At 66.4% G+C, this 21,806-nt stretch carries 15 protein-coding genes and 6 pseudogenes; 10 read left to right on the top strand and 11 right to left on the bottom strand.

What is annotated here, in order from left to right; translation table 11 throughout:
- Positions 1 to 427: 427 nt before the first annotated feature.
- Positions 428 to 763 carry a hypothetical protein gene (locus tag ACQPYK_RS50575; RefSeq protein ID WP_433237466.1) on the bottom strand — a complete coding sequence of 112 codons (336 nt, stop codon included), beginning with the start codon at positions 761 to 763 and terminating at the stop codon, positions 428 to 430.
- Positions 764 to 1,119: 356 nt separating this feature from the next.
- Between ACQPYK_RS50575 and ACQPYK_RS50570 the strand changes: the two genes are divergently transcribed.
- Positions 1,120 to 1,740, top strand: coding sequence for a shikimate kinase (locus tag ACQPYK_RS50570; protein WP_433259524.1), 621 nt, complete (start codon positions 1,120 to 1,122; stop codon positions 1,738 to 1,740).
- A gap of 4 nt (positions 1,741 to 1,744) precedes the next feature.
- On the opposite strand, the pseudogene ACQPYK_RS50565 reads toward ACQPYK_RS50570, so the two are convergent.
- Positions 1,745 to 2,301, bottom strand: a pseudogene (locus ACQPYK_RS50565) (Tn3 family transposase); the annotation flags it as partial.
- Positions 2,302 to 2,353: 52 nt separating this feature from the next.
- Between ACQPYK_RS50565 and ACQPYK_RS50560 the strand changes: the two are divergent.
- The 4 genes and pseudogenes from ACQPYK_RS50560 to ACQPYK_RS50545 all read left to right on the top strand — a co-directional run.
- Positions 2,354 to 3,415: pseudogene (locus ACQPYK_RS50560) on the top strand (IS110 family transposase); the annotation flags it as partial.
- 16 nt (positions 3,416 to 3,431) lie between these two features.
- Positions 3,432 to 3,881: pseudogene (locus ACQPYK_RS50555) on the top strand (NUDIX hydrolase).
- Between the two features lie 231 nt (positions 3,882 to 4,112).
- Positions 4,113 to 4,958 (top strand): IS5 family transposase, encoded by an 846-nt coding sequence (locus ACQPYK_RS50550; RefSeq protein WP_433259522.1) that lies wholly within the window; start codon positions 4,113 to 4,115, stop codon positions 4,956 to 4,958.
- A 389-nt stretch (positions 4,959 to 5,347) separates the two neighbouring features.
- Positions 5,348 to 6,241, top strand: a complete 894-nt coding sequence (locus tag ACQPYK_RS50545) for a LysR family transcriptional regulator (protein WP_433259521.1) — start codon at positions 5,348 to 5,350, stop codon at positions 6,239 to 6,241.
- Between the two features lie 12 nt (positions 6,242 to 6,253).
- Here the strand turns inward: ACQPYK_RS50545 and ACQPYK_RS50540 are convergent, their stop codons facing one another.
- From ACQPYK_RS50540 to phnA, 4 genes are all read right to left on the bottom strand, one after another.
- Entirely contained in the window at positions 6,254 to 7,708 is a 1,455-nt protein-coding gene (locus ACQPYK_RS50540) for an aldehyde dehydrogenase family protein (protein ID WP_433259520.1), read from the bottom strand.
- A gap of 105 nt (positions 7,709 to 7,813) precedes the next feature.
- On the bottom strand, positions 7,814 to 8,824 hold the full coding sequence (locus ACQPYK_RS50535) for a zinc-binding dehydrogenase (protein ID WP_433259519.1): 1,011 nt from the start codon (positions 8,822 to 8,824) through the stop codon (positions 7,814 to 7,816).
- Positions 8,825 to 8,924: 100 nt separating this feature from the next.
- Entirely contained in the window at positions 8,925 to 10,223 is a 1,299-nt protein-coding gene (locus ACQPYK_RS50530; RefSeq protein ID WP_433259517.1) for an MFS transporter, read from the bottom strand.
- 106 nt (positions 10,224 to 10,329) lie between these two features.
- Positions 10,330 to 11,682, bottom strand: coding sequence for a phosphonoacetate hydrolase (gene phnA / locus ACQPYK_RS50525; protein ID WP_433259515.1), 1,353 nt, complete (start codon positions 11,680 to 11,682; stop codon positions 10,330 to 10,332).
- A 482-nt stretch (positions 11,683 to 12,164) separates the two neighbouring features.
- Between phnA and ACQPYK_RS50520 the strand changes: the two genes are divergently transcribed.
- The 3 genes from ACQPYK_RS50520 (at position 12,165) to ACQPYK_RS50510 (ending at position 13,630) form a co-directional block, all read left to right on the top strand.
- On the top strand, positions 12,165 to 12,362 hold the full coding sequence (locus ACQPYK_RS50520; RefSeq protein ID WP_433259514.1) for an alkaline phosphatase family protein: 198 nt from the start codon (positions 12,165 to 12,167) through the stop codon (positions 12,360 to 12,362).
- A 96-nt stretch (positions 12,363 to 12,458) separates the two neighbouring features.
- On the top strand, positions 12,459 to 12,848 hold the full coding sequence (locus tag ACQPYK_RS50515; protein ID WP_433259513.1) for an enolase C-terminal domain-like protein: 390 nt from the start codon (positions 12,459 to 12,461) through the stop codon (positions 12,846 to 12,848).
- On the top strand, positions 12,842 to 13,630 hold the full coding sequence (locus tag ACQPYK_RS50510) for a sensor histidine kinase (protein ID WP_433259511.1): 789 nt from the start codon (positions 12,842 to 12,844) through the stop codon (positions 13,628 to 13,630). Before ACQPYK_RS50515 ends, ACQPYK_RS50510 begins: the two co-directional genes overlap by 7 nt.
- Positions 13,631 to 14,552: 922 nt before the next feature.
- Here ACQPYK_RS50510 and ACQPYK_RS50505 read toward each other — a convergent pair.
- The 3 genes and pseudogenes from ACQPYK_RS50505 to ACQPYK_RS50495 all read right to left on the bottom strand — a co-directional run.
- Positions 14,553 to 15,137, bottom strand: a complete 585-nt coding sequence (locus ACQPYK_RS50505; protein WP_433259510.1) for a TetR/AcrR family transcriptional regulator — start codon at positions 15,135 to 15,137, stop codon at positions 14,553 to 14,555.
- 123 nt (positions 15,138 to 15,260) lie between these two features.
- Complete coding sequence (locus ACQPYK_RS50500) at positions 15,261 to 15,701, bottom strand: sensor histidine kinase (protein WP_433258934.1); 441 nt, start codon at positions 15,699 to 15,701, stop codon at positions 15,261 to 15,263.
- Between the two features lie 36 nt (positions 15,702 to 15,737).
- Positions 15,738 to 15,950, bottom strand: a pseudogene (locus ACQPYK_RS50495) (histidine kinase dimerization/phospho-acceptor domain-containing protein); the annotation flags it as partial.
- Between the two features lie 349 nt (positions 15,951 to 16,299).
- Here ACQPYK_RS50495 and ACQPYK_RS50490 point away from each other — a divergent pair.
- Positions 16,300 to 16,647, top strand: a pseudogene (locus ACQPYK_RS50490) (IS110 family transposase); the annotation flags it as partial.
- A 246-nt stretch (positions 16,648 to 16,893) separates the two neighbouring features.
- Positions 16,894 to 18,062, top strand: a pseudogene (locus ACQPYK_RS50485) (IS3 family transposase).
- A 100-nt stretch (positions 18,063 to 18,162) separates the two neighbouring features.
- Here the strand turns inward: ACQPYK_RS50485 and ACQPYK_RS50480 are convergent.
- Positions 18,163 to 20,205 carry an ArnT family glycosyltransferase gene (locus ACQPYK_RS50480; protein WP_433259508.1) on the bottom strand — a complete coding sequence of 681 codons (2,043 nt, stop codon included), beginning with the start codon at positions 20,203 to 20,205 and terminating at the stop codon, positions 18,163 to 18,165.
- Positions 20,206 to 20,681: 476 nt separating this feature from the next.
- Positions 20,682 to 21,737, bottom strand: a complete 1,056-nt coding sequence (locus ACQPYK_RS50475; RefSeq protein WP_433259506.1) for a tyrosine-type recombinase/integrase — start codon at positions 21,735 to 21,737, stop codon at positions 20,682 to 20,684.
- Positions 21,738 to 21,806: the final 69 nt, after the last annotated feature.

Here is a 21,806-nt window from a genome sequence, read left to right as displayed (position 1 = left end):
GTGGTGCTGCTCCTGTTCTGAAAGACCCTGTGTTGAAGGGCAAGTACGCGGTGGTGGGGCTCGTCGACGGAGAGCCTTGCCCCGCCTGTATGTTTACGTAAACATACAGGCGGGGCAAGGGGGTCCCGATAGCAATCGCGGGAAATCCAACGAGCCTGCCTCTGACCTGCTCTGATGCGAGGTCACCTCAGGAGGGGTGTGTCGGTTGGTAGATGCGGCGGGCCGGGCCGAGGATGCCGCTGACTTCGCCCGGGTGCTCCGGGGGCGGGGAATCAGGGAACGGCCAGGGGTCCCGGTAGTAATCGCGGAAAATCCAACAGATATGCCGCTGACCTGCGCTTATGCAGAGGTATCGGGTTGGTGGACCGGACCTGGGCCCTTCTATCCATGCAGGCCAGAGGCATATCCGTTGGATTTTCGGCCGAAGCTACGGGGACCCCCTCAACCTGAACGAGGCGGACGAGGTGCTCGACCAGGCGGCGAAGGCCTTGATCGAGGCCAAGGCCACCTGCCATCTGCTGTGCAAAGGGAACGTGAGCGCGCCCGCCGGGAAGACACCGCTGCCCTCACCCCATAACAGGTACGGCTGTGGCAGGACCTGGTCGTCAATGACGAGCTTCGCCACGCAGCTCAGACCGTGATCACGCCGCTCGGCGGACGCAATCGGCCGCTCTGACGCCGGCGCGTCCGCCGCTTCTTGCCCAACGGCTACTTCGAGACCCACCTCGACGGAGAAGACGTCGATCCGGACGGGCCGGATCATCACAGCTGGGTGCCGGTGCCCGAAGCGGTCGATGATCTGCTACGGCACTGGAGCGTCCCGGCCGGACGCCCGCTGGAGGTGGTGTGGGAGCGTGCGCCTCGCAGGCCGGCGTGGCTCTGGCCGGTCGGCGGCTGGCTTCCCGGCCATCGCGGTAATGCTTCGGAACGTCTTTCGTGCGCGGCGGCCGTCGTCGACAAGGCATGGAAGCGCGACAGCACAGCCCATCGGGCCCAGCTCGGTTGTGCACCGAGTGTTCGTCCTTAACACCCGCCGGGCAGGCCTTAGACAGGAACGGGAGTCAACGAATGCACTCTGCACTGCACGAAGGGGCTTCCCCCAACGTTTGGAGGGAACGATTGCGCCACGTCTACTGGATCGGCGGCGGCAGTGGGTCCGGAAAATCCACCATCGCCCGGCGCATCGCCGACCGATATGGGATGCGTCTGTACGATACCGACGCGGCCATGCCCGACCACGCCCGCCGCATGCCCGTGGAACAAGCTCCTTACCTGGGCAAGTTCGCTGCCATGGACATGGACGAACGCTGGGTGGCCAGAAGTCCGCGCGAGATGCTCGATACCTTCCACTGGTTTCACGGCGAAGGATTCAACCTGATCATTGAAGATCTCCTCGCCCTCCCCGCCGACCGGCCGGTGGTCGCCGAGGGATTCCGGCTGCTGCCCGACCTCGTCCAACCCCTGCTCGCCGAAGTGGGCCATGCCGTGTGGCTGCTGCCGACTCCCCAGTTCCGCCAGGCGGTGTTCGACAGCCGTGGCGGACCGGCATGGGGATTCCTCGCCAAGACCAGTGACCCGCAGCAGGCACTGCAGAACCTGCTCCAGCGCGACGCACTGTTCACCGACCGGCTCACCAAGCAGGCCCGGCATCTGGGCCTCCACGGGCTCAGGGCAGCTTCCTGGGGCACCGAGGAAGATCTCACACGGCGAGTCTCCGCAGTGTTCGGTCTTGAGGAATAGGCGGTCACGACGTGGGGTTCAGCGGCCGTAGCCCATCGGGCATCTCCGGGAGGAGGAAGGAGTAGCGGCCCATCATGTTGATGTGATGCCGCACGAACGGCGACAGCCGGGCCACGTCCTCCTCGCGCACGTCGAACCCGGTTGTGCGGAGCTGGTCCAGGGCAGCGTCCATGTATCGGGTGTTGAACAGCACGATTGCGTTCAGGACCCGACCGAGAGCGCCGAGCTGGTCTTCCATACCCTCGTGGTAGCTCTGATACAGCTGCCCGTTGCGGCCGTGGAAGATCTTGCGGCGGGCGTGACGGCCTCCCTGCAGATTGGCCTGGGCCTTGATCCGGCGGCGATAGCCGGGCTCGTCGGCCATCCGAGGGATGTGTAAGGTCTTCGAGATACGCCCGCAGTGCGCGATGGCCTCGCCCAGCGCCACCGCGTGACAGCATTCGGATCACGTCGTAGGCGCGTACAGCGCCGGTGTGGATCGAGCCGATGATCCGCAGAATGTCCTTCCCAGTGACGTTGAACGCGGACCAGGTCGATGCGGCCATGGGCGGCCTCCCAGAATGGGCAAGCCCACACACCTGGAGGAGCTGGCCTCCTCCTCCCGAACGTGTCCCCCGCCGATGTGCTGGTGTGTATCGAGGTCGACCGGGGCCCGTGGGTGCGGGCGTTGCGAGCAACGGGGTACCGGGTGTTCGGTGTGAATCCCAAGCAGGCGGCCCAGCACGGGGAGATCCTCGGCTCGTCGAGGGCCAAGAGCGACAAGGGCGACGCCCACGCGCTCGCGGACATGATCCGCACTCGCCGTCACCAGCTGCGGGAGGTTGCGGGAGACTCCGAGATCGCCGAAGCGGTCGAGGTTGTCACCCGGGCGCACCAGACGTTGTTGTGGGAACGGACCCGCCACATGCTCCGGTTGCGGGTGGCGTTGCGGGACTACTTCCCCGCCGCCCTGGAGGCCTACAAGCCCCTGGGCCTCACCTCCGAAGCGGTACTCAAGCTGCTGGTCAAGGCCCCCACCCCCGCCGTGGCCGCGAAGCTGACGACGAGTCAGATCAGCTCCTGCCTCAAGGGCCGCCGGGACATCCCCGCCAAAGCGAGAGCGATCCAGGACGTGCTGCGCGCCGAGCATCTCGGCCAGGCCGGCCTGATCACCGCCGCCTACGCCTCCACCGTCACGTCACTGGTCGCGATCATTACCGTCCTCAATAGTGAGATCAAGATCCTCGAGGGCGAGGTCGAGGCCCATTTTGGCCGGCACCCGGACGCTGAGGTCATCCTCAGCCAGCCCGGCATCGGGACCGTTCTCGGTGCCCGGGTGCTCGCCGAGTTCGGAGACGCCGAAGGCCGCTACGCCTCCGCCAAAGCCCGCAAGAGCTACACCGGAACCAGCCCGATCACCGGCCAATCCGGCAAAACACGGACCGTCCACGCCCGCTACGTCCACAACGACCGGCTCGTCGACGCCCTCCACCTGCAAGCCTCCTGCGCCCTCCTCCACGACCCCCACGTCCGCGCTTACTACGACCAGCTCAGAGCCCGCGACATCAGCCACAACGCCGCCCTCCGCCAGGTCGGCAACCGCCTCGTCGGCATCCTCCACGGCTGCCTCAAAACCCACACCCTCTACAACCAAGCAACCGCCTGGTCACACCACAACCACGACCTCGCCGCTTGACAACAAACGTCCAGGGATGTCTGACCCATCCCTCTGCCCCCGACTACAGGAGCACACGGTGAACAGCACCATCGAAAAGATCGCCTGGATCCACCTGGACAACGGCAAGATCCTCAGCACCCGGTCACGAGGCAAGAACGCCTACTACATCCCCGGCGGCAAACGCGAACCCGGCGAAACCGACATCGACACCCTCATCCGCGAGATCGACGGGGAACTCTCCATCACCATCATCCCCGCCACCGCCACCCACGTGGGCACCTACCAGGCCCAAGCACATGGCCACGCCGAGGGCGTCACCGTGTAGATGACCTGCTACACCGCCGACCATCACGGAGTGCCGACGCCCAGCAGCGAGATCGAAGAAATCACCTGGCTGAGCTACGCCGACCGCGACCGCGACCGCGTGTCCCCAGTCGACCAGATCATCTTCGATCACCTACACCAGGCTGGACGACTTCGCTGACTCAGCAACACCCAAACCGATCCACAGGTATTGACCATTGCTCCAACTTTCAGCCGCGCCGATCCCTACCGTGGAGGAGTGGCAGATGTATCAAACACTCCCTGGCGTCCCCTATCTGAGCGAATGCGCGGCCTGATCGGCGAACGCGAACTAGAGGGTGTCTGAGAAGCTGGCGGTCGCGTAGCTGTTCAACTGCCTGCCGGTGTGCGTTGCTGGGCGTGGGAGGCACCCATGCCCGACCCCCGACGCCCCTATTCGACAGACCTCACCGATGATGAATGGGCGCTGCTGGAGCCGCTGATCCCCGCCCCGAAGAGCGGCGGACGCCCGGTGGTGCACTCGCGCCGGGAGATCGTGAACGCGATCTCCTACTGGCTGCGGGCCGGCTGCGCCTGGCGACTGCTACCGCATGACTTTCCGCCCTGGCGGACGGTCTACCACTACTGGCGGCAATGGCGGATCGACGGCCTGTGGGAAGAGGCCCTGGCCGCGCTGCCCAAGCAGGAACGCGCCGGTCAGGGCCGCGATCCCACGCCGAGCGCCGGGGTCATCGACAGCCAGAGCGTGCGCGGCACCGAACGCGGCGGCCTGCACGGCTACGACGGCGCCAAGAAAGTCCTCGGGGTGAAGCGGCACCTGCTGGTCGACACGCTCGGCATCGTGCTGGGCGCCTGTGTGAGTCCGGCCAACGCCGGTGATCGAGAGGGCGCGATGGTGGTGCTGTCGCGCAGCATCGATCGCTTCCCCAGGCTGCGCCATGTATGGGCTGATCAGGGATATCGCGGGGCTCGGTTCATCGGTTGGGCGCAGGGGGTGCTTGGGGTGACGGTGGAGATCGTGGTGCGCCGCGACGGCGGCATGCGCTCGACGTGGGCCAGGAACGACGCGCCGCCGCGCGAGGTGCCACGCATCGGGGTGATCCCGCGTCGCTGGGTCATGGAGCGGACGTATGCCTGGCTGGGCCGTTATCGACGGCTGTCACGCGATTACGAGTATCTGATCACGACGTCGGAGAACGTCATCTACGCCGCGACCTGCATGCTGCTCCTGCACCGTCTCGGAGCGCCTCGATCATGACTTCTCAGACACCCTCTAGGCTCCCGAGCTCAACCCGGCCGAGGGTATTTGGGCCAACCTCCGCATCGGATTGGGCAACCTGGCGGTCACTGGGCGGGACGTCCTCACCGCGATCATCAGACCCGGCCGAAATGCATGCAGTACGGACCTGATCTCATCATCGGCTTCTTCAACGAGACCGGTCTGCCCTTTGAACTGGCCCGCCCCTGGAGACCCTATCTCAGCATCGCTACGTAGCGGATTTGTTGCGTAACGCTCGGTCGTTCTTCCTTTGGTGACATCAACTCGAGCGGTGGGCCTTAAACTTAGGTGACAACGGAGTGCTCCGCAGCGACAGGAATTCAGTAGACAGTGTTTTTGCTGTAACCTCTTTCTGGAAGGTTCGCAGCATGGTAACTCTGAACCAGCTAGAAGTTCTGGTGAAGGTGGTCGAATTCAGAGGCTTCTCAGGGGCCGCCAAGGCACTCTTCATGAGCCAGCCAGCTGTGTCGAACCACATCCGGAACCTGGAGAACTCCCTCGGAGTCCAGCTCGTCCACCGCACAAGCCTTGGAGCACGTCCTACCCCAGTAGGAGAAATCGTCGTCGAGCACGTGTACCAGGTGTTCGAGATTCTCGACTCCATCAAGCGCGTTGCCGCCGACTACCGCGGGCTGGAAAGTGGCCAGTTGGTGGTAGCGGGCACCACGACTTTCGGCACCTACCTCCTGCCTCGCCTCCTTGCCGATTTCTCCGTACGAGCGCCCAAGGTGAGTTGCCAGATCCGCGTGGGAAACGAAGATACAGTTGAGTCCTGGCTGCTGCGTGGAGAGGTCGCACTCGGCCTGTGCGCCGACACTCCGCGCGATGAACAGCTGCTGGCGCAAGGAATGTTCGAAGAACGCATGGTGCTCGTGGCCGAACCGAACTCCCCCCTCGTGGGACGGGCCCTGACCCCCGCCGATCTGGCGGATCAGCGCTTCCTCATGCGCGAGACCGGGTCGGCGAGCCGACGGCTCCAGGCGTGCGCACTGCGGACATGGGGTCTAGAGGCGGCCGAGCAGTGGGACATGTGGGGCCCCGATACGCTCAAGCAGGCGGTCTGCCAGGGTCTCGGAGTCTCGCTGCTGTCCGAGCACGTCATCCGGCAGGAGATCGAGTCCGGGATGCTGAGCACCCTGCTCCTCACCCCGGCTCCACCAACCCGCACCGTTTTCCTTGTCATACGGGCCGACCGCGTCCTCACACCGCCGGAGAAGGCGTTCGTCGAACTCGTTCGGACCGTGGCCGAATGGCCCTCGTGACGGCCTGGACCGTCAATACCTGATGCAGGCGGACCGGAGGTCGGTGTAGAAGTTCCAGACGTCCGGCGAGCATTCGGGAGCACCGAGCTGGGATGCTTTTGCTCCCATATGCGGCAGATGCGAGTAAGCGCCCACACCGGGACGGTTCACATGCAACATGCCTGCCTGGAAGTCATGGAGGGCCTGGAACATCAGGGAGGAGTTCTGGGTGAAGATCGTGCCCGACATTCCGTACCGTACGGAGTTTGAGATCCGCATGGCGTCTTCATAGCCGTCGCAGTCGATGACGGAGAGCACCGGCCCGAAGACTTCCTCCTGGGCGATCTCACTGTCCCATCCGATATTGGTCAAGATGGTCGGCTCGACGAAATAGCCGGGAGTGTCGAGCGTGGCCTGCTTCCCTCCGCAGGCGAGCCGCGCACCCGCAGTGACCGCCTTCTCCACCGCCGCCAGGCAGGCGCGTAGCCGCTCGTCATTGACCACAGGGCCGATGTTCGCCCACTCCTGGTCGCCGGGCCCGATCCGCATGGCCTGGACCCGCGGAACCAGGATGTCCAGCAGTTGATCCCGTACGGAACGGTCCACGATAACCCGGCTGGTCGCGCTGCAGCGCTGCCCGCTCTGCCCGAACGCGCCGTGGATGATGGCGTCAACAGCCTCGTCGAGGTGGGCGTCAGCCAGAACGATCAGTGCGTTCTTGCCGCCCAGTTCGAGTTGAGTGCGCATCAGCCGGTCGGCGCCCGCCCGGTTGATAGCCTGGCCCACGGGGAGGGAGCCCGTGAAGGAGATGCCGGCGACGCGTGGGTCGGCGACCAGTGCCTCGCCTGGATCACGGTCGCCCTGCACCAGGTTGAGCACGCCCGGCGGTAGTCCGGCGTCGGTGATTGCCTGCACCAGCAGGGCGGAGGTCCACGGGGTCAGCGGCGACGGCTTGAGCACGGCCGTACAGCCGGATACCAGGGCCGGGGCGACCTTCCACAGGGGGATGGCGACGGGGAAGTTCCAAGGGGTGATGAGGCCGACTACCCCGAGCGGCCTCCGAAAGGTCATCGCCAGGGTGCGGGGCTCCTCGGCCGGCGTGGTGACGCCGTTGATCCGGCGGGCCTCCCCGATCGTGAAGTCCAAGATGGTCAGGGAGCGTGACACCTCACCCTTACCCTCCGACAGACGCTTGCCCTGCTCTCGCGTGATCGCCTCGGCGAACTCGTCGCGCCGCTTTTCGATCAGCCGCGCGGCGGTGGTGAGGATCTTGGCTCGCTCGATCGGGCCGATCGCGTCCCACTCCGGCTGGGCCGCTGTCGCGGCGTCGACGGCGGCGGCGGCATCCTTCGCGCCTGACTCGGTGAACTGCCCGATGACGTCGTCGGTGTTTGCAGGGTTGAGGTTCGGGCGCACCGCACCGGTCAGGGACGGCACCCATCGGCCGCCGATGTGGTTGAGCAGATGGTCGGAACTCGGCTGCGCCATGTGGGACTCCGTAAGAGGTGAGACGGCCCGTGAGGACCGGATGCGGCCAAGGGGCGCGAGTCGTGACCCCGCGAGCAGCGCTGGTCTTCGATAGATATGAGAACGTCAGTCCATGCGTACGGCGATCCGGGGAGCAGCCCCGGTACTGGCCGTGGCGACCGCGGTGTCGATGTCCGAGAGAGGAAAGGAGGCGGGCACGAGCGCGGCGAACAGATCCTGTTTCGGCGTGCGCATCAGGAAGTCAACCGCTTCGGCCAGGTCGTGGACGGTGTAGTTATGGCTGCCGATCACCCGCGACAGGTTACGGACGAAAGCGTTGGGTTCGAAGCTCACCTTTGGCCCCGGTGACACCGAGCCGACGAGTGCCACGCGCCCGTCCAGCCCGACAATGTCCAATGCCGACTGCACGGCCCGGCTGTTCCCGGAGAGCTCGAAGACGACATCCGCGCCGAAATCCTTCACGGCGGCCTCTAGCGCGGCGGGTGAGCAGGCTACGGTGGCGCCGAATTCCTGCGCCAGCGCTCGGCGGCCGCCATCGATGTCACACGCGATGATGTGCTCGACCCCGAGGTCATGGGCATAGGCCACGGCGGTTAGTCCCAGCATTCCGCAGCCGATCACCACCACCGAGTCGTCGGCCTTGAGCTCGGCGCGCCGGGCCGCGCACACGACCGTGGCGGTGGCGCAGTTCGCTGGTGCCGCCACCTCCGGAGGGAGAGAGGCGGGCACGGCCACCAGCCCGGTGCCTGCGAGAAGGTGGCAGTGGGTTGCGAGGCCGCCGTTGAGTCGCCAGTGGTCGGTAATGGCCTCGTGACCGTACTTGCGGACGTTCTCGCACTTCTGCGGAATACCACGACGGCAGCGTCGGCAGGAGCCACAGAAGGTCCCGATCGTCCAGGTGATGCGCTGGCCGGGGAGCAGGGGCTGCCCGTGGGCAGTACGGGCTGTGCTGCCCACGGCTTGAATGATGCCGACCGCCTCGTGCCCCAGCACCGTGGGAAGGGGGGTGAGACGGTCACCGGCGATGGTGTGCAGGTCGCTGCCGCAGATGGTGGCCAGCTCGACGCGGACGAGTACCTCGCCCGGCAGCAGCCGGGGCAACGACTGCGGCTCCATGGTGAAGCCGCTCCCCGGCCCCGCCCAGACGGCGGCTGTCGCGACCGGGGTCTCCCGCAGTTTGAGTGCTCCATTGTCAAGGTCAGTCATGTCGCGCCTCCTAGCGTCGGATCGTGAGGGCGACGAGGGCACTGCATCCGCACGCCGCGGCCACGATAGGGAAAATGAGGCTGGTGTTGCCGGTGCTGTCCATGAGACCTCCGACCATCGGCTCCGCCGCACCGGCGAAAAGGTAGGCGAAGCAGTTGACCGCACCGGTCGCGGTGCCGGCCATCCGCTTGCCGGCGATGTCCGGGCACAACGCCCAGAAGGAGGACTGCGGGCCGTAGACGAAAAAGCCGGTGAGGAAGAGGACGACGATGCCGGTTACCGTGCCGAGAGGCGCCAAATACATGGTGAGGGCCATCACCGCGCCCAGCAGCATGAACAAAATGATGGGGCGGTCCCGCCGCGCCTTGAACAACCGGTCGGAGATCTGGCCGTTGACCAGGGCGCCCACTGCCATGCCCACGGGCAGGGCAACGGAGATCCAGAGCGGACTGATGCCGCCGCTGCCCTCCTTCCAGTCCTCGCCGAGGAAGTAGACGGGGACCCAGATCAGCAGGCCGTAGCGCGCGGCGTTCTGGAATCCGATGGCGATGCCGGCCGACCAGATCTTCGGATTTCGCAAGACGGCCTTGTAGCGCTGGACTGAGGTTTCACCGGCAGCCCTGTCAGCGGAGTCGGCCGCGGTAGCAGAGTGGTCGGCGGGAGCGGTGATACCGGCGTGCGCGGGACTTTCCCTGGCGATCAGATAGAAGGCGATACCGCCCACGAGCATGAGCAGAACCGGTACCCGGAAGATCCACTGCCAGTCCAGGTTGAGTGTGTCCACGACGAGTGTCGAGGTGACGAAGGCCAGGACCGACGCCATGCCGGCAGCGAAGGTGTAGAAGCCGAAGCTCTTGCCGCGCTCATGCGGGGCCCACCAGTTGGAGATGACCCGTCCGCCGGAGGGCCAGCCGAGGGATTGTGCGTAGCCGTTGGCACCCCACAGGAGGCCCAGCGACTTCGGACCGGTGGAGAAGCTGGTGCACCAGTTGAGGATGGTGGAGAGGATGGCGCCGGCCGCCATCATGCGGCGGCCTCCCCATTTGTCGGCGAGGTTGCCATTGACCATCTGGCCTGCGGCGTAGGACCACAGGAGGATTCCGCTGATCGCACCCAGCGTGGCCTTGCTGAGGCCGAGGTCCTTCTCAATGCCCGGGATGGCGAAGCCGAACGTCTGCCTGCCCGTGTAGAAGAAGAAGTAGCAGAACATGGTGGCCAGGAGCATGCGCCACTTGAGTCGCGCGTACTCGTACTCCGGGAGGGGCTTGGGACTCCCAGTCCCGGATATCACATTGCCGACGTTCGACATGGTCTCTCAACCAATCTTAGAAAAGCCGGTTTCCGCCACGGGGCGGTGGGGCTAGATGGCGGTGACAGCCAGCGGAGCGTGACCAACCTGAGGTGGTCACGTCGTATCAGGACGCGTTCGCGGATGTGGCCTCCTCCTGGGCGACCAGCGTCGTGGCGACCCAGAAGGCGTCGTAGTTATGGATGCAGGCCGGTTCACCGAACGGGGTGTCCAGCAGGTCCGGCGGGGACGGTCGCCGGTTGATCAGGAAGGGAATCTGTAACTCGCCCAGTGCTCCATGGGAGCGCAGCGGCGCGTCGAGCCCGCTGAGGTCGTGCCAGGCGGTGAAGCGGCCGAGCGCGGTGCCGGCCTCCGCGAGGATCACCACATCCCCGATGCGGTCGGCAGGCAGGGCATAGCGCTCGGCTGCCTCCTTGCAGCCGTGGACCTCTTGGATCCCCTCGATGTCCCTGAGTGCCGCGATGATGGTCGCGTGGTCGGCGCCCTTCGGCAGGTAGACGCTCGCGAAGGAACCCAGAGCGCCGTGGTGCACGGTGTACGGGTCGGTGATGGGCAGGATCACTCGCAGGTCGTCCGCCTCCGCATCGGTGGGGATGCCGAGAATGCGGCGGATCTCATCCTCGATGTAGACCACGCGCGGGCAGCCTGCGTCGTCGGACTTGGCGCTCATACCATGGTCGGCCGTGAGCACCACGATGGCACCGAGCTCGGCCAGCTTGCCGACGTAGTGGTCGATCATCTCGTAGAACGCGTTCGCGGTCTCAGTGCCGGGTGCATGTTTGTGCTGGATGTAGTCGGTCAGCGACAGGTACATCAGGTCGGCGCCGCGCGTCGCCAGGATCTCCACACCCGCGGCGAGCACGAACTCGCTGAGGTCGGCCGAGTAGACGGTCGGCAGCGGCTTGCCGACCAGAGACAGGACGTCACCGATGCCGTTCTCCTCGACGGTAGCCTGGTCGGCCTTCTCCGCCGAGAAACAGACGCCGCACCGAGATGGCGCAACAAACTCGCCGGAGCCGTCCAGGGCGGGGCCCTCCTCGACGAGACCAGCACCCAGCAGCCTGCGGAGCTTATCCTTGGCCGTCACGACGACGACATCAAGACCGGCCTCGTTCGCCGCGGCGAACAGGGTCGGCGCCCGCAGGAAGCGCTTGTCGTTCATCAGCACTTCTTCGCCTAGCTCGGCGTCGAAGATGTAGTTGCCGCTGATGCCGTGCACGCTCGGCGGCCGCCCCGTCGCGATGGACACGTTATTCGGATTCGTGAGGGCGGGCATCGCGCAGTGGGCCGGCCATGAGCTTCCCTCCCATTCAAGGATCTTGCTCAACCAGGGCATCCGGCCAGCCGCCATAGCCTCGACGTGGTAGTCCGGCCCGCTGCCGTCGATACAGATCACCACGACAGGGCTTGTGGGCTTGGAATAGGTCCTGCCGTTGACGGTGAACGTCCCTGTGGTCACAACGGCTCCTCGTCACAGTTACGGGGCTGACATCCATTAGCACGAGAGTGCGTTGTCGGCCCGCTCTAGAGGAACCCACGTTCGGGTTATCGGAGCCATAAGCCAAGGCGGCAGGGCCCTGCGTCCTCATCCGTGAGGGCCATGCGATGCGGCCCCGCCCCCGCACTGCGGATCTTGCGCAACATGGGCGCTCAGCCACGATCAGGCTTCCCCCGCCATCACGCCCGCCAACGATGCAGCAAGCCGCCGGATGCCTGCTTCGCAACCCCGCCCGCCTTAAGACGATGAGCGACGCCACATCAACACAACCGTCTGTCAACGGCCACGTGCGTGTGGCTGTGTCCGGCCTGAACGGCGGCGTCGCCGAGCGCGATGAGGACGTAGGGCCCTGCCGCCTTGGCTTATGGCTCCGATAACCCGAACGTGGGTTCCTCTAGAGCGGGCCGACAACGCACTATCGTGCTAATAGCAGGAGGCGGCCTATGAATGTATCAAGGAGCCCTTGTGACCACAGGGCGTTCACCGTCAACGGTGCGATGCCCGCCCTCACGAATCCGAATAACGTGTCCATCGCGACGGGGCGGCCGCCGAGCGTGCACGGCATCAGCGGCAACTACACCTTCGACACCGACCACACGCCGATCTCGTGGACTCCGCTCGCCAAGCGCTCGGTTCGTTGAGGAAAGCTTTTGCGCCCCGAAGGTGAAGATCGACCGCAGTGCGCGCACCGACAGGGCCCATCTGACGGCGGTGCGGGAGGCCGTCGGCGGGACGACATGGAGATCCTCGCTGGCGAGACTCCCTTCACCTGGTTCAGTCTGCGCGAATCCCTGACGCAGCAGACCATCGACGTCTTCATGCTTAAAGTCCCCCGCTGCGGTGGCATCACCGAGGTAGCCAGGTTCTCCTCCCTCGGCTCGGCCTTCCACGTCGATATCGCGCCACACGGCGTCGGCTTCGGAATCAGCCTCTGCGCCGCCCCGCAGTTCTGCATGGCCACCTCGAATCTGCGCCCGTACAAGTACAACCACCTACCCGATCCCCTACGGGGGCGGATCCTCGCCACCCCGCCAGAGGACTCGGCGCGGAGATCGAGGAAGAGTCGTGGGCGGCAACACGATCGCCCGCTTCTGACGGATTTCAATAGTAGGGGGACGAGATGTTGATCTTGCGAGATGGGTCCAGATGGCACACACCAGAGACTTCCGAACGTGGCGCATACGTTCATCCGGGACGACTGGCGGATGCCGAGACACTCATGAAGCGGGCGACGGAACTGCAACGTCAATTCATCGCCAACGCTTCCCACGAGCTTCGCACACCCCTCACCGGCCTTCGAGCAGAGCTCCAGGAGGCTCTGATGTATCCCGAGGAGACGGACCCTCACGATGTGCTGCAGCGGGCGTTGAGCAACGCGGACCGGCTCCAGGCCATTGTCAGCGATCTTCTTCTCCTCGCACGGCTGGAGTCGGACGGCGCGAGCCGCCTGGAGGAGGTCGGCCTGGCGGAACTGGTCCGCGCAGAGGTCGATCGTCGATCGGACCGCGTTCCGGTGAGGTGCCATCTCGACTTCGGCATCACCATCCGCGCCGTGCGCATCCAGGTCATTCGTCTCCTCACCAACCTGCTGGACAACTCCCAGCGGCACGCTGGCGACCTTGTACAGGTCGACGTGCGACGCCGAGGAGATCTGGCCGAACTAGTCGTCGCCGACGACGGCCCCGGAATCGCCGAAGCGGATCGGGAACGGATTTTCGAACGGTTCAGTCGGCTGGACCGCGCACGCTCACGTGATCGGGGAGGCACGGGTCTGGGACTGGCGATTGTCCGAGAGATCGCCGCGGCCCACGGGGGCGCCATCGAGGTGAGCACTTCCGAAGCCGGTGGTGCGCGCTTCAGCCTGCTGCTCCGCTGCTCGGCTCAGAAGAGGGGCCACGTATCGGCGTGACCCGGCCTGTGGCCGCTGCTTGCCGCTCAGGTTGCGTCCACGGGCGTGGTGTATGAGTTTCCCCAGCTAGTAGGCGTAGCGCCGTGAAATGAGGACGGCCATCGCGTGACCCTTCGTGATTGCGACATCAAGATCGAAGGAGAGAAGAGCGATGGCCGTGAACAACAGTGTGGACCCCGTCGGCTGGCTGGCTCACTCGACGTCGTGATGCTGCTCGGCCCAGTCATCTCCCACGAACAGGCGCACCGCTTCTCCCGTTTTCGATACCGCTCGATGCTCAACAGCCTGCGGGAGAACCGTCAGCGAACTAATCAAGCAGTGCTCACACCCCTACGGGTGGGCACGACATCCCAGCGGCGATCAACTCTCCCGGCCGACCGGCGGGGGCACGATCTTTGGGCGGGACTCAAGGTCCGGTAGCTAGGAGTGCTCACCCGCTGGCGGCTGTCAGGCCCGAGTCTGCCGCAGTGGCGGACTCGTTAAGAGTGATCAGTAGCTGTGTGAGTAATCACGATTGCGGTTCGTGATCGTTACGGAGGGGTGAATGCGCCTGGCAAGTCCAGGTTTCTGCTTGATCGTGTTCGTATCGGAGACGGTCTGGTGGAGGGCGGGGTCGGATGCGTCGGATGCGTCGGGGGTGGGAGCCGGAAGAGCTGATCGCGGCTTGGACGCTGCTGGATGACGACTGGGAGCTGGTAGGGATGGATCCCGGCGGGCACCTTGCCGACCGCTGAGCAGCCGCTGCAGGTGGCGGAGTTCGACGCCCTGTTCGCCGACGCGGTCCAGGAGCAGGTACGGCGCCCCGGCCGTGAGCACCTGCTCCTGGACCTCGCCTTCGCCGCCGAGCACGCGGCCCGGGCTGCCGAGCCGGCCGCGCGGGAGAACGGCTGCTGCTCCTTCTTCTTCACTTTCGCCCTCACCATCACCGGCCGGCGTCCGGCCCGCCGGAGGCGTCGATCAGAAGGCGTGCGATGGCCTGGGCCTGGTGGGCCGTCTCGGGGGTGGCGAAAATGCCGGCGGTCGCCAGGGCGCCATTCATGAGGATCGACAGCTGGTCGGCGACGTCCGCGGGCAGGCCCGCCGCCGCCACGAGCTCGCTGAAGTAGTCCGTCACCGCGCCCTTGTGGACACGGATGATGTCGGCGATGCGGTCGGAGACGCTTCCCATCTCACCGAAGGTGTTGATGAAGAAGCAGCCGCGGAATTCCGGCTGGCTGAACGAGTTGTAGAGGTAGTCGAAGACGGCCAGGATGCTATCCACGGGGGTGCTGGCGTGGGAGTCGACGTATCGGATGATGGCCGCGCGGGCATCGATGCTTCGCTGGCGAAGCACCTCGTGCATCAGTTCGTCCTTGGACGCGAAGATCGCGTAGATCCGCTTGAGTGGCACACCCGAAATGTCACGGATGGTGTCCATACCGACCGCGTGCACACCGCGTTCGTTGAAGAGCGCGTCGGCCACCCGCATGATCCTCACTCGATCCGTTTCGTTGCCCAAGCTCGTCACCTCCCTGCGAGGATCGTCGTTCTCTTGCCGTGTGGGCGTCAGGCCGGCGTCGGTGTCGGCTCGGTACCGACGATCTTTACGGGTGGCGCGTTCGAGGGTGGGACGACCGGCCCGGGCGCGGTCTCACAGATCCGGTTCCGTGTTGACGGGCAGCCGGAGCACGAAGCGCACGTCTCCGGTCGGGGTTCCCTCGACGGTCAGGGTGCCGTGATGGGCCTGGGTGATTTCCCGGGCGATCGTCAGTCCGAGCCCCGTTCCCCCGAGGTCACGGCTACGGGAGGTGTCCACCCGGGCGAACAGATCGAAGATCCGGTCCCGGTCGGCCTCGGGCACGCCCCGGCCGTCGTTGGTCACGGTCAGCTCGGCGGTGTCCGCTTCGCGGCGCACCTGCACCAGCACCCGCCGCTCGGCGTGCCGGTGAGCGTTGTCCAACAGGTTGCTGAGCACCCGGCCGATCTGGTCCTCGACGGCGTCGATGGTGACGTGCGGGTCCATGCTGAGCTGGACCCGGTCCCGGTCGCTCCGCCGGGAGATCTCGGCGTCGACCAGCCTCGCCAGATTCACCGACTGCGTTCTCGCTGGCCACGCGGTGTCCAGGTGGGCCAGCAGGAACAGGTCCTCGACGATCGCCTGCAGCCGGTCGAGGTTTCTCAGCGCGCGCTCCAGCACTCCGTCCATGTCGATCTCCTCCGAGTGCAGCCAGGCGTCCTCCAGCTCGGCACGGAGCCCGGCGATGGGCGTGCGCAGCTCATGGGAGGCGTCGGAGGTGAACTGCCGTTCCCGCTGGAGCGCCCGCTCCAGCCGTTCTTTCATGTCGTCCAGGCTGCATCTCAGATCGTCCACCCTTCGGGCGCAGTCGCCGGAAGGAGAGGGTTCGAGCTGAACGATCTGGTCGATGAACGGCGCCAAGGGCTGGCATTGCGACATGACAGCTTCCCTTTCTGGCAAGAAACGGGAGATTTGTCCCGTTATCACACGGTATGAGAACGATGGTTCTCAAACAAGGTGTGATGCCAGTATTTAGGTAAAGCTCCGGCATGGCCCTCCGCTCCCGAACGTGTCCCCAGACATCCGAGCACGTTGTGGTGTCAAGCAGCGGCTACTGGACGAGGTGGAAACGCGACGGACTCGTCGTAGGTTCGGCGCGTTTTGAGGCAGTGCAGAGTTCGGCGACGCCGAAGGCCGTTACGTCAGCGCCAAAGCACGCAAGAACTACGCCGGCACCAGCCCAATCACCCGGGCGTCCGGCAAGAAGAAGGTGCTGCTCGCCCGTTACGTGCACAACGACCGGCTCATCGACGCCCTCGATTCCCAAGCCTTCACCGCCTTGACCGTCTCACCTGGTACACGCGCCTACTACGACCGGCTCCGCGCCCGCGATGTGGGTCACCGAGCAGCACTGCGCCAGGTCGCCAACCGGCTCGTCGGCGTCCTGCACGGGTGCCTCAAAACCGGCACCCTCTACGACGAGACCACCGCCTGGCCGCATCACAACGAAGCCTCCGCTTGACACCCAAAGCCCTGGGATGTCTTTGGGTTCATCACACGGACCCGAGCGGGGGGCCATCAACAAAGCTGTGGCCCTCGACGTTGTGCGGGCGCACGGCCCTGTGGCGAGAGCGGCGATTGCCGCCCGCCGGGCCTGAGCCCGGCCACTGTCACGAGTATCGCGACCAAGCTCCTGTGGGCTTGATCCGGTTTGACGGACATCTGAGATCAGGGGTTCATCCCCGAAAGGATGTCCATCATGGAGAGCATGGGGAAGAAGAAACCTCGCCCTCGCCGTTCGTTCACGCCGGAGTTCAAGGCCGAGATCGTTGAGCTGTGCCAGCGGGGTGACCGCTCGGTCGGCCAGGTGGCCAAAGATTTCGATCTGACCGAGACCGCAGTGCGCGACTGGATCCGGCAGGCCGAAGTCGACACCGGTAATCGGGAGGGATTGACCAGCAGCGAGCGCGAGGAACTGGCGGCGCTGCGGCGGGAGAACCGCCGGTTGCGTGAGGACGTCGACATCCTCAAGCGGGCCACGGCTTTATTCGCGAAGGAGACCCGGTGAAGGTGCATCCCTTCATCGAGGCGGAAAAGCAGGGCGGTCACCACGTGAAGCGGGCGTGTGAGCTGCTGGAGGTCTCCCGAGCCGCCTTCTACGCCCGTCGCCAGGGTCTGCCTGGTCCTCGTGCGGTGCGTGATGCGCAACTCAGTGAACGCATCACCGAGGTCCATCAGCGCTCGCGGGGTACCTATGGTGCCCCGCGGATCCACGCTGTTTTGCAACGCGAGGGAGCTGGCTGTGGCCGCCGCAGGGTCGCACGGCTGATGCGCGCGGCCGGGTTGCAGGGCCGTCATCGCCGGCGGCGGCACCTGACCACGATTGCCGATCCGCACGCCGCTGCCCGGCCCGACCTCATCGGGCGCAACTTTCACCCCAGCCCGGCCGCGTTGGACACCCGCTGGTGTGGCGACATCACGTATATCCCGACCGAGGAGGGCTGGCTGTATCTGGCCACGGTCATCGACATTGCCTCACGTCGGGTGGTGGGCTGGGCCACGGCTGATCACCTGCGCACCGAACTGGTCGCCGACGCCCTGCGCGCGGCCTGCCGCCAGCGCCGTCCCACACAGACGGTGATCTTCCATTCGGATCGCGGCTGCCAATACACCAGCAGCGCCTTCGCCGAGCTGGCCGGGCGGTTAGGGGTGCGGTTGTCGGTCGGCCGGACCGGCCAGTGCTGGGACAACGCCCTGGCCGAGTCGTTCTTCGCCACGTTGAAGAGCGAACTGCTCAGTGATCGTCCCTGGCCCAGCCAGGCTGCCGCCCACAGCGCGATCTTCGAGTTCATCGAGGGCTGGTACAACCTGCATCGGCTGCACAGCAGCCTCGGATACCGTAGTCCCGCCGCCTACGAGGCCACCTGCGCGGCCTGACCACCACACCAATGGTGTCCGTCAAAACGGAACAAGCTCAGTCCCTCGTTGTAACACGGCAGGACGACAGTCACCGTCGGTTCCACCGTGCCGAGAAAGCTCACGCGCGGGCCGCCCACACGTCGAAGGTGAGACTCCACACTGAGCGTGGCGGGGAGGTCAGATAATGGCCGTCCTTCTTCGTCCGCAGGTGCAGGACGTGCCGCGGCGTGCCGTACGGCGCCACGTCACCGGGGTTGGCCCCGAGAAGGACGGGCACACGGCCCACCGCGCGGATCTTCATAATAAGCCGCAGCACATGCGCTGGATCGGCGAGATCGGCCCCCGGCGACCTCTGCCCCGGCACCCCCTCGCCGGGAAAGTCCGCGGGGTTGCCCGCAACTCGTGCCGTCGGTAGCCCACACATCCCTCGGACTACTTGGCTGAACCGGTCCCCGGTGACACGCTCCACGATCAGCACCGAAGCGTTTGGGCCGATGGCGCGGCAGAGGTTCCGTACTGCCGCCACCTCGCCGCGCTCCACCGGTTGGAACGTGGTGCCGAGTGCAGTCAGCGCGGGCGGCACCAGCAGCAGTGCGACCGCGACCGGCCCGCTGATCGTTCTCCACCTGCTGCCAATCATGCGTGCGTGTCCTTGTGCGAACCCCCAGGTGGCAAGCAGGATCACCCCGGGTAGCACGACCGGGATCAGCCGCCGAGATGCCCACGGGTGGTCGGGGGTGATCGACGGCAGAAGCAGCACCTGGATCGTGGACCAGGCGATGACAGCGTATGGCAGTAGCCAGCGCGCCCGCTCGCCGCGGAGCAAGGCACGGGTCAGCAGCAACGCCGCGAATGCAGCCGCGATCACGGCGGGCAGGCCAACGTACCAGATCACCCAATGCGGGCTCAGCTCCGAATATTGTCGTGTCGGGTCGATCGGCAGGCCGAGGGCCTGCTGGCTGGCCGCGATGAAGTCTGCAGTGCGCTGATCGTCGGCGTTGTGCGGCGCCCGCCGCACGGTCCGCACAAGCGGTTGGAGGGCGAATGCCGCCATCACGGCCACCACTAGCCACGGCGCCCAACGCACCGCCCAGCCAGAGGTGCGTGGCAGGCCGTACCTGCGAATCAGCCACGCGCCCACCGCTGTCAGCACAACGGTGACTGCAGTCAGGGCGAGTAGCGGATAGAACGAGGCGTGCAGGTAGCGGAGATAGGCCCGGGCCAGCGTGAACCCGGCCAGGAGTCCGGAGCCCGTGCCGAGCGCGGTTCCGGCCGCCAGCGCCCAGCCGCCGCGCAATCCTGTCTCGGAACGGCGGAACGCGATTGCCAAGCCAGTGAATGCGACCATTGGGAGCAGCGCACTGAGGCCGTCAACGCGGACCAGCAGGGTGAGCCCCATGCAGAGCCCGCCGGCGAACAACCGCCCCCGATGGCCTTTCAGAGCCGCCGGGGTCTTCAGACCATCGAGCACCAGCGACATACCGCCGAACAGCAGAATCAGCATGGCGGGCTCGCTCAGCGCGTTCCTGCTCGTGTACATCAGCGGGAGGCTCACAGCGAGAGTCGCGGGGGCGGCCAGGGCCCACCAGCCCGGGATCAACCGGGCCGCGAGACCGCCGATGGTGAGCACGGCGAGGCCGCCGAGTAGCGTGGGGACCAGAAGCGCGGCATTGACGCCGCCGAGCCAGTAGCCAGGGGCTAACAGCATGGCGAGCCCGGACATGAACTGTGGCTCGATCTCCCCGCCTTTGGCGTAGAAAGCGAAGCTGGCGAACTCGAGGGCCCGGTCCGGACCGCCGAGCAGCGGGACCTGGGCCGGGATCGGCAGCGAACCGTGGCCGGCCAACCAGGCGCCGAACTGCATGTAGGACGCTGGGTCGCGCCGCACGATGATCTGCTCGCTGTGCAGCAGCCCATTGAAGATCGCCACAACGGTGGCGATCGCGATGAGTGCGACGGTCCGCCACGCCCCGCAGCCGGCCTCAAAGCTTCGTTCACGGCCACCCGCGCCGCGCTGTACGACCAGCACGAGCACGGTGATCACTAAGATCGCGAGAGGGACCTGGGCGAGCGGGACGAAGCCGCCCGCGAGCAGCAGCGGAAGGCCAGCGGTCAGCCATCCGGCGATGATCAGGACGGGCACAATGGTGAGAGGAAGCATCGACTCGGAGCTTAGCTGTGTTGACCCGCAGAGTTATTGACACGAGTGGTCGGAGCAGGTTCTGTTCAAGCCCCGAGCCTGTTCGTGATCGCCCGGGCGGACGGCGATGACGGTGTCGCCCTGGCAGGGTTCCCTGCAGAGCCCACAGCGATCGCCGTGCGCGTCGACGAAGGCGCGCCAGCGCTGCTGGGTGGGCAGCATAGACAGGTTCGGAAGTTGATCGCGCCAGCGAAGGTAGCGGATGATGCTGCGCCGGTCCCGGCGGGCCAGCTGACGCCGGAGCTTCTCCCGGCGGGCTGCGACTTCCTGCTCGGCCGCTTCCTGCTCCGCGGCGGTCAGGTGTGAGGCACAGGCCGCCTGGGTGATGGCGTGGCGGTTACGACACGGTTGGCCGCTCTTGGTCGGGCGCCCGCACCGCTGGGTGGCCGAAGTCGCCAGCGCGAGAATCTCTCAGGGGTCGACGTCGACGGCCGTCATCACAGGCCGACCACGGGGTTGTCGGTCCAGTCGTCGGCGTCGTCGAGGTAGCCGAGCAGCGCGGTGGAGTTGTCGGCCCAGCCGCCGTGGCGGCCGATGCGCTCGAGGGTCTTGCCCGCGCGGCGGGCGGCGGTGGCGAAGCCGCGGCGCAGCGAGTGGCCGGTCCAGCGGCCCTCCAATCCGGCGGCCGCCGCGGTGCGGGTGACGACGTCGAGGACCGCGTCCGGGGTCATCCGCCCGGACGGGTCACCGACGGGGCGGCCCGCTCGCCTGATCTGCACCCCCGCGTGGCCATGCCGGTCGATGCGCACCAGCAGCGGCCCGTTGGTGCGGCCGCGCGCGGCCATCGCCTCGAGTAGGGCACGGACCGCGCGCACCGGGCAGGTGGCCGGGTTGGTGCCGTAGCCCACCTTGCACTCGGTGAACTTCTTGAGCTTGCGACGATAGATGGTGACCAGCAGCCCCTCGGGCGTCTCCCGAACATCGGCGATGTCCAGGGCGGCCAGCTCGGAGACGCGGGCGGCGCAGCCGTAGCCGAGCAACAGCAGGACGGCGTCGCGCTGGCCGGCAAGCCTGGCGCGATCCAGGGTCGCCAGCATCGCTCGCAGGCTATCGGGCAGTGCCGGGTCGGCCTTGCGGGGACGGGCGGCCACGTCGTGCGCCAGGGCGAGGCGCATCCGGTAGCCGGACAGGATCTTGCGGGCGGCCTTGGTCTGTGGCACGGGAACATCGGCGGTGTGGTGGGTGGTGCGGATCGCGGCCAGGGCGCGCTCGATGGTGGGCGGGGCGAGGGGGCGGCCGGTGCGCGCCGAGGGCGCGGTGGTCAGGTGGGTGACGTACTCGGCGACGGTTTCGGCGGTGGCCGGCAGCGGGAGGCGGCCGGCGACGTGGCACCAGGCGGTGAAGGCGCGCCAGTCGGTGGCGTAGGCGCGGCGGGTGGAGGCGGGCACGCCGGCGGCGATGGCGGCACGGGCGTCCGGGCTGAGCGCGTGGTCGGCGGCGGTGTGCACGACGAGGGCGCCTGGGGTCGGCGCGGCGGGGTCGAGGGCGGTCACCCGGTTCCTTTCAGAGGGCAGCAAACGATCTAGATCTGACTCCGGAGAAGAAACATTATCAGGAGTCAG

Source organism: Streptosporangium sp. CA-135522 (genome assembly GCF_050949235.1).
Classification (GTDB): Bacteria; Actinomycetota; Actinomycetes; order Streptosporangiales; family Streptosporangiaceae; genus Streptosporangium.
This window is presented reverse-complemented; position numbering and strand designations above follow the sequence as displayed.

Coding starts and splice junctions, on each gene's coding strand:
- ACQPYK_RS50575 (WP_433237466.1), bottom strand. CDS start 763: ATGATCCGGCCCGTCCGGATCGACGTCTTCTCCGTCGAGGTGGGTCTC.
- ACQPYK_RS50550 (WP_433259522.1), top strand. CDS start 4,113: ATGCCCGACCCCCGACGCCCCTATTCGACAGACCTCACCGATGATGAA.
- ACQPYK_RS50545 (WP_433259521.1), top strand. CDS start 5,348: ATGGTAACTCTGAACCAGCTAGAAGTTCTGGTGAAGGTGGTCGAATTC.
- ACQPYK_RS50540 (WP_433259520.1), bottom strand. CDS start 7,708: ATGGCGCAGCCGAGTTCCGACCATCTGCTCAACCACATCGGCGGCCGA.
- ACQPYK_RS50535 (WP_433259519.1), bottom strand. CDS start 8,824: ATGGAGCCGCAGTCGTTGCCCCGGCTGCTGCCGGGCGAGGTACTCGTC.
- ACQPYK_RS50530 (WP_433259517.1), bottom strand. CDS start 10,223: ATGTCGAACGTCGGCAATGTGATATCCGGGACTGGGAGTCCCAAGCCC.
- ACQPYK_RS50520 (WP_433259514.1), top strand. CDS start 12,165: ATGAATGTATCAAGGAGCCCTTGTGACCACAGGGCGTTCACCGTCAAC.
- ACQPYK_RS50515 (WP_433259513.1), top strand. CDS start 12,459: ATGGAGATCCTCGCTGGCGAGACTCCCTTCACCTGGTTCAGTCTGCGC.
- ACQPYK_RS50510 (WP_433259511.1), top strand. CDS start 12,842: ATGTTGATCTTGCGAGATGGGTCCAGATGGCACACACCAGAGACTTCC.
- ACQPYK_RS50480 (WP_433259508.1), bottom strand. CDS start 20,205: ATGCTTCCTCTCACCATTGTGCCCGTCCTGATCATCGCCGGATGGCTG.